The sequence below is a fragment of the Bradyrhizobium sp. PRIMUS42 genome (assembly GCF_023006515.1).
Classification (GTDB): Bacteria; Pseudomonadota; Alphaproteobacteria; order Rhizobiales; family Xanthobacteraceae; genus Bradyrhizobium.
Window position 1 is genome coordinate 1 of record NZ_JALBGZ010000527.1, and the last position, 4480, is coordinate 4480.

At 65.2% G+C, this 4480-nt stretch carries 5 protein-coding genes; 3 read left to right on the top strand and 2 right to left on the bottom strand.

The features are described from left to right. A partial coding sequence (locus MOV75_RS28450; RefSeq protein WP_247007005.1) for a UTP--glucose-1-phosphate uridylyltransferase occupies positions 1-558 on the top strand: 558 nt, incomplete at its 5' end. 103 nt (positions 559-661) lie between these two features. Here the strand turns inward: MOV75_RS28450 and MOV75_RS28455 are convergent. Then, a complete protein-coding gene (locus tag MOV75_RS28455; RefSeq protein ID WP_246930007.1) occupies positions 662-2158 on the bottom strand; it encodes a diguanylate cyclase in 1497 nt (498 codons plus the stop codon). A 155-nt stretch (positions 2159-2313) separates the two neighbouring features. On the opposite strand from MOV75_RS28455, the gene MOV75_RS28460 reads away from it, so the two are divergent. Next, entirely contained in the window at positions 2314-2574 is a 261-nt protein-coding gene (locus MOV75_RS28460; RefSeq protein WP_246930006.1) for a hypothetical protein, read from the top strand. A gap of 7 nt (positions 2575-2581) precedes the next feature. Continuing rightward, on the top strand, positions 2582-2830 hold the full coding sequence (locus MOV75_RS28465; protein WP_246930005.1) for a hypothetical protein: 249 nt from the start codon (positions 2582-2584) through the stop codon (positions 2828-2830). 150 nt (positions 2831-2980) lie between these two features. On the opposite strand, the gene MOV75_RS28470 is transcribed toward MOV75_RS28465, so the two are convergent. Then, positions 2981-4480: bifunctional diguanylate cyclase/phosphodiesterase (locus MOV75_RS28470; RefSeq protein ID WP_247007006.1), on the bottom strand; the 1500-nt coding region annotated here is incomplete at its 5' end.

Below are 4480 nucleotides of genomic sequence, written 5' to 3' on the forward strand. Positions count from 1 at the left end.
CCGCTCGGCCTCGGCCATGCGGTCTGGTGCGCGCGCGACATCGTCGGCAACGAGCCGTTCGCGGTCGTGCTGCCCGACGAGCTCGTGCTCAACACGCCGGGCTGCCTCAAGCAGATGATCGAGATGGCATCCTCGCTCGGCGAGAAATCCAATCTGGTCGCGGTCGAGGCGGTGCCCGATCATCTCACGCATCAATACGGCATCTGCGGCGTGGGAAAACGCAGCGGCAAGATGTTCGAGGTCGACGGCATGGTCGAGAAGCCGGCCAAGGGCACCGCGCCCTCCAACCTCTCGATCACCGGCCGCTACATTCTCCAGCCGGAGATCTTCAAGATCCTTCAGACGCAGGAGCGCGGCGCCGGCGGCGAGATCCAGCTCACCGACGCCATGATCGGGCTCGCCACGTCGCAGAAATTCTACGGCGTCGAGTTCGAGGGCGAGCGCCACGATTGCGGCTCCAAGCCCGGCTTCCTGCGCGCCAACATCGCCTACGGCCTGAAGCGGCCGGAGCTGCGCGACGGGCTGATCGCGGAGATGAAGAAGTATCTGGGGCAGTAGGGGCTACAAACTGGGCGTCGTCCCAGCCTAGTGCGCAATTGGCAGGGACGACCGCGATGGTGTGGCGGGTTGCGTCGCGTTCAATAGCGGCGCGTAGACCGCCTCACGCCACCAGCGACAGCTGCGGCAAGCTCGCAACCACCGACTGATTCCGCCCGCCGGCCTTGGCGGCGTAGAGCGCCTTGTCGGCGGCGGCGACCAGGACCGGCCAGTCCATGCCGGCGGTGGGAACGAAGCTGGCGACGCCGCAGGAGACCGTCGAAATCACCGGGTCGTCGGACCAGCCCTGCACCTTGAGGCGGATCGTCTCGGCGACCTTGAAGGCGTCAGCAGCCGAAACGTTCGGCAGCAGCACGGCGAATTCCTCGCCGCCATAACGTGCGGCGCAGTCGCCGGCCCGGCTCACCGAATCGGAAATGCAGATGGCGATACCGACCAGCACCTGGTCGCCCGCCTGATGGCCGAACGTGTCGTTGTAGGCCTTGAAGTGATCGGCATCGATCATCAACAGCGCGATCGGCGCCTTCTGGCGCATGGCCCGCCGCCATTCGACGTCGATGACGGAATCGAACTTGCGGCGGTTCTTCAGGCCGGTCAGCGCGTCGGTCGTCGCCATTTCCTCGAGCTTGCGCTCGGCCTCGGCGCGCCGGCCGATCTCGCGCGCGAGCACCAGCGTCGATCCCAGCACGAACAGCGCGAGCACCAGCACCACGGCGCCGATGCGAAACGCTTCCTTCTGCCAGAGCGCGAACACCGCGGCCAGAGGTTTGCCCGCCACCACGAACAGCGGTCCGCTGTCGGCGCTGCGGACATAGAGCCGCGGCGTCGGATCGACCGGGCCCTGTCCCGCATAGTAGGCTCCGACCGGGAGGTTGTCGGCCTTCCAGGCCCGGCGGTCGTTCAGGTTCGTGCCGATCACGTCGAGGTCGAACGGCCGCCGCATCATGATGGTGCGGTCACGCTTGAGCACGGTGATGGTGTCCTCTGCATCGAGGTGCAGCTGCTCGAACAATTCGTGGAAATAGCTGAAGCGGATCGAGCCGGCGACGACGCCGAGGAAGCCGCCGTCGGTATCGCTGATGCGACGGCTCAGCACGATCGCGTAGGCGCCGCGGAACAGCATCGGGCGGCTGATGAAGAGCCCGACCTCGGGATTGTCGCGATGAACCCTGAAATAGTCCTCGTCGCTCCGGTTCTCGGTGACGGGATCGAGCGTGGAGGCGTCTATGGTCAGCCTGCCGTCGGCGTCGAACACCTGAATGGCGCCGAAATGCCGTGCCGTGATCGCATGGTCGAACAGGATCAGGTGACGGATCGGCTTCGAGACCGTGGCAAGCTCGGGCAGCAGCATGTTGCTAGCGACCGCCTTCAGTGACAGGTCGTAGATCTCGACGTTGCGGCTGACATCGGACTGGATGCTCGTCGCCAAATTCTCCAGCGTCTGGCGGGCGAGCGCCTCCTCGCCCCGGCGCATGTCGAGCATGACGTTGACGCAAATGGCAGAAAAGCCGATCACCGTCACCACGGACGAGATGATTAGCAGCTTCGCCGAAATCCGCCACGGCCGGCGGGCCGTGACTTCGCGCCATCCAGACAGCATCGTTCGCTCCCGACCCCTAGTGGATGCGCCAGAAAGCTTGCGCAGTGTTTAAGGTAGGACGGCGCTGCTGCAATGAGTTAAGGATCGGTTTACAAGGCTCACGGTTTTGGGCAGACCTCGATGGGACAGTCTGGGGTTCGGGCGAGAGGACGATTGTGAACGACTACGACGCGTTGCGCGACTATCTGATGCGGCAGAAGCAGGCTGAATTCGTCCTGAGCTTCGAACAGATCGAGGAGATCATCGGCGCGGCGCTGCCGCGCGCGGCCAATCGTGCCTCGTGGTGGGACAGCCTGCGCAGCCCCGACATCCAGATGCCGCAGCGCGAAGCTTGCCTCGCCGCCGGGTTTGTTGCGACGCGCATGCCGGATGGGCAGAGCGTGAGGTTCACGAAGAAGAAGCTGCAACGCAGGTGAGCAGCGGATGGTTCTGCGCTGGTTGAGGGGGATCTTTGGCGCTGCCCTGATTGTATCAGGTGTGCTGTTCGCACTCGCCTTCGAGGCCCGCTACTGGCGCTGGCACGATTGCTTCAATGAGCTCGGCCGCTGCTACGATCCGGTCTCGCAGGACGTCTATCTCGAGCAGGCGGGAATGGTGTGGGGCGGCCTTGCCGCGATCTCGCTACTGGCGGGGCTTGGGCTGGTTGTCGGACTTCGGCGGAAGCCGAGTTAGCTCGTCGTCTTCCGGAAGAAGACAGTATCGTAGGGTGGGCAAAGCGGAGCGTGCCCACCACCTCTGTCGTAGGGTTGGATGGTGGGCACGGCGAAAGTGCGCCTTTGCCCACCCTACGATACTCCACAAGGGGGAGAAGGAAGAACAGCGTTAGCTCGCCGCTTCGAGCCGCACTTCCGTCAGCAGGCGCATTGCCGCATCCGCGTCCATCGGCTCGCCGAAGGCAAAGCCTTGCGCGTATTCGCAGCCCATCTGGTAGAGCTCGACCGCATCCGAATCCGTCTCGGCGCCTTCGGCCACCACGTCCATGCCGAGGTCGTGCGCGAGCGCGATGATCGACTTCAGGATCACCGGCCGCGCGCCGCGGTTGGTGGTGCGCACGAACGACTGGTCGATCTTGATCGTGTCGAACGGGAAGCGCTGGAGATAGGCCAGCGAGGAATGGCCGGTGCCGAAATCGTCGAGTGAGAGCCCGGTGCCGAGCTCGCGGATCCGCGTCAGCATCTGTGCCGCGTGCTCCGGGTTCTCCATCACCAGCGATTCCGTCAGTTCCAGCTTGAGCGTGCCGCGCGCCACCGAGGAGCGCGACAGCACGGTGCGGATGTCGTGGATCAGGTCGTGTCGCAGCAATTGCCGTGACGACACGTTGACGGAGGCGAAGATCGGCTCGCGCGAGCGCATCGCGCGCTGCCAGATCGAGAGCTGCTTGGCGGTCTGGTCCAGCACGAACATGCCGAGGTCGACGATCAGGCCGGTCTCTTCCGCGATGGTGATGAACTCCGACGGCGCCATGCGTCCGAGCTTGGGGTGATCCCAGCGCACCAGCGCTTCGAAGCCGGCGACCGAGCGATCCTCCAGCCGCACGATCGGCTGGTACAGGATCGTCAGCTCCTGGCGCTCGATGGCGCGGCGCAGCTCGCTCTCCAGCGTCAGGCGGTCGGTCTTCCGCGCCCGCATCGCAGGCTTGTAGACGTCGATGCGGTCGCCGCCGATGCGCTTGGAGTGATACATTGCCAGCTCGGCGTCCTTGATGATCTCGTCCGTGAGCTGAACTTGCGGATCGGACAGCGCGAGACCGATCGACGCGGTGAGGAAGATCTCGCGGTCGTTGAAGGCGATCGGCGCGCGGATGGTCTTGCGGATGGTCTCGGCGAAGGCGGTGATGCGGGCCGGGTCCTGCTCCGACAGCAGGATCAGGCCGAACTGATCGCCGGCCATGCGGGCCAGCGTGTCCTGCGGCTTCAGGATGCGGGTGAGGCGGCGGGCCAGCGTCAGCAGGATGGAATCGCCGACCGCGATGCCGACGGAATCGTTGACCTGCTTGAAGCGGTCGAGATCGATCACCATCAGCGTCGGCCGCAGCGTCGGCATGGTCTTGGCGAAATGCGCGACCGCACCGAGCCGGTCCATGAAGAGTTTGCGGTTGGGCAAGCCGGTGAGGTTGTCATGCACGGAATCGTGCAGCAGGCGCTCCTCGGCGTTGCGCAGTTCGGTGACGTCGGTGAGGGTGCCGACGACGCGCGAGACCTCGCCGTCGGAGCCGACCACCGGACGCGCCTTCAGCGCGAACCACATGAAATGGCCGTCCGGGGTGCGCAGACGGAAGTCTTGCACCAGGCGGCCGCGGCGCTGGTCGAGCACGCTGTCGAG